Raw genomic sequence first — 2399 nt, 5'->3', positions numbered from 1 at the left:
CCTGGCGGCACGATCGCCGCTGGACCGGGCGCGGCCGGCCTCGGGTGCGGCCGCCAGCGTGCTGGCCGAACAGGCGGACGCCTTGCTTCCCTACCTGACGCGTTACCAGCCGGCGCGTTGGCGCGTGCAACTCGTGCCGCTGGCGATCCTGGCCTGCGTTGCCTGGCTGTCCTGGGTGGCGGCCCTGGTGCTGGCCCTGGCGGCGCCGCTGATTCCGCTGTTCATGGCCATCGTCGGGTGGCGCGCCAGGGCCGCGAGCGAGGCGCAGATGCTGGAGCAGGGCAGCATGAATGCCTTCCTGCTCGACCGCCTGCGCGGCCTCGCGAGCCTGCGCGCGCTGGGTGCGGTCGAGGCGACGGCGCTGCGCCTTCGCGCCACCGCGCGCAACCTGCAGGTGCGGACCATGGCGGTGCTTCGCATCGCCTTCCTGTCGTCGGCCGTGCTGGAGTTGTTTGCCGCGCTGGGCGTGGCCATGGTGGCGGTGTACGTGGGTTTCCATCTGCTGGGCCAGCTCGAATTCGGCGCCTGGCGTGGGCGGCTGAGCCTGGGCGAGGGCCTGTTCATCCTGCTGCTGGCACCGGCCTTCTTCGAGCCGCTGCGCGAGTTGTCGGCGGCATGGCACGACAGGGCCGCGGGCGAGGCCGCGCTGGACGCCATCGGCCAGATGGCGCAAGGCGCCGAGCCGCTGCCCGGCGGCGCGGACCCGCGGGCGCCAGTGCAATCCGTGAGGGGCAAGCCACCGGCCGTTGTCGTGCGCGACTTGGACCTGTCTCATCGCGGCGAGGCAGCGGTGCTGTCGGGCTTCTCGCTGTCGGTTGCGCCCGGCGAGCATGTGGCCCTGTTCGGGCCCAGCGGGTGCGGCAAGTCCAGCCTGCTCGCGGTCATGGCCGGCCTGCTGCCCTTGCGTGGCGGCGTGATTGAGATTGGCGGCGTCGCACTGGACAACGGCAGTGCCGGGCAGTTGCGTGCACGCATGGCCTGGATGGGCCAGAAGCCGCATGTGTTTGCCGGAACGGTGCAGGCCAATGTGGCGCTGGCCGATCCACGCGCCACGCGCGGGCGCGTGCACGCCGCGATCCGCCTGGCGGGCCTCGAGCGGGTGGACCAGGCGCATCCTGCCGCCACGCTCGGCGAAGGCGGCATGGGCCTGTCGGGCGGCGAAGTGCTGCGACTGGCGCTGGCCCGGCTGGCCGTTCGCGCCCAGGAAGCCGACCTGCTGCTGGTGGACGAACCCACGGCGCACCTGGACAGCGAAACAGCCCGGCATGTCGGCGACGCGCTGATGTCGATCGCGCGGGGCCGCACGCTGATCGTGGCCACGCACGATGCGGAACTGGCCGCCCGAATGGACCGCGTCATCCACCTCGGCCCGATGCCGATGCAACGCCTGGCGAGGACGGAAGATGCGCTCGCCTAGCCCGCACGCCGGAGAACTCGCTGCGGTTCTGCGCCCCTACTTGCGGGCGCACCCGCGCACACTCGCGCTAGGCGCCGGACTGGCCACGCTCACAGTGCTGGCCGGCATGGCCTTGCTGGGTCTGTCGGGCTGGTTCATTGCGGCCACCGCGCTGGCCGGTCTGCAGGCGGCCACCGCCATTGTTTTCGACGTGTTCATGCCCTCGGCGGGCATCCGCCTGCTGGCCATCGGCCGCACCGCTTCGCGCTATGGCGAACGCCTGCTGACGCACGACGCCACGCTGTCGGCCTCGGCCGGGCTGCGCGAGCAGCTCTTTCGCGGATGGGCTCGGCCCGAGGCGGCACGCCGGCTGCGCGCCCGCCCGGCGCGGCTGCTGCTGCGCCTCACGGGCGACATCGATGCGCTGGAGTCGCTGTACCTGCGTGTCATGGTGCCCGCCATCGCGGCGCTGGGGGCCGCCTTGCTGGCCGGCGCGCTGTTCGGCGCGTTCGCAGGCGGATGGATGGGAATGGCCGCGCTGCTGTGGCTGCTCCTGTGCGGTGCGGGCATCGCGATGCTGACGGCCACCAGGGCGCGCCGTGCATCGATGCGCCGGGGCCTCGCGATGGAGCGGCTGCGCGAGCGCGTGATCGACCTGGTCGCAGGGCAGGCAGAACTGCTGATGGCCGGCCGCATGGCCGCGCAATGCGAAGCGGTGGCCCATGCCGACGCGCGCCTCGCGCATGCGGAGACCGAACTGCATCGCCTGGAAACACGCGCAGGGCTGGCATGGCATGCGGCGAGTGCACTGATGCTGGCTGCCGCCATGGTGGCGGCGGCCTGGCTGGTGGCGCAGGACCGCATCGGCGTGCCGGTGGCGGCGATGCTGGTGCTGGTGTCGCTGGCGGCCATGGAGCCCTTTTCAGCGCTGCGCCGTGGCGCCGTCGAGCTCGGGCGCAGCCTGCTTGCGGTGCGCCGCATTGCGCCGCGGCTGCGCGCCCAG

2 protein-coding genes are annotated in these 2399 nt (G+C 72.7%); both read left to right on the top strand.

Annotation, left to right across the window (positions count from 1 at the left end; translation table 11 throughout):
- Positions 1 to 1417: thiol reductant ABC exporter subunit CydD (gene cydD / locus VSO01S_RS26275; RefSeq protein ID WP_068645689.1), on the top strand; the 1417-nt coding region annotated here is incomplete at its 5' end.
- Positions 1404 to 2399: ABC transporter domain-containing protein (locus VSO01S_RS26270; protein ID WP_506016911.1), on the top strand; the 996-nt coding region annotated here is incomplete at its 3' end. The genes cydD and VSO01S_RS26270, both read left to right, overlap by 14 nt.

The organism is Variovorax soli NBRC 106424 (genome assembly GCF_001591385.1).
Taxonomy (GTDB): domain Bacteria; phylum Pseudomonadota; class Gammaproteobacteria; order Burkholderiales; family Burkholderiaceae_C; genus Variovorax; species Variovorax soli.
Note: the sequence above shows the minus strand (reverse complement) of the source record. Positions and strands in the feature narration are given on the sequence as shown.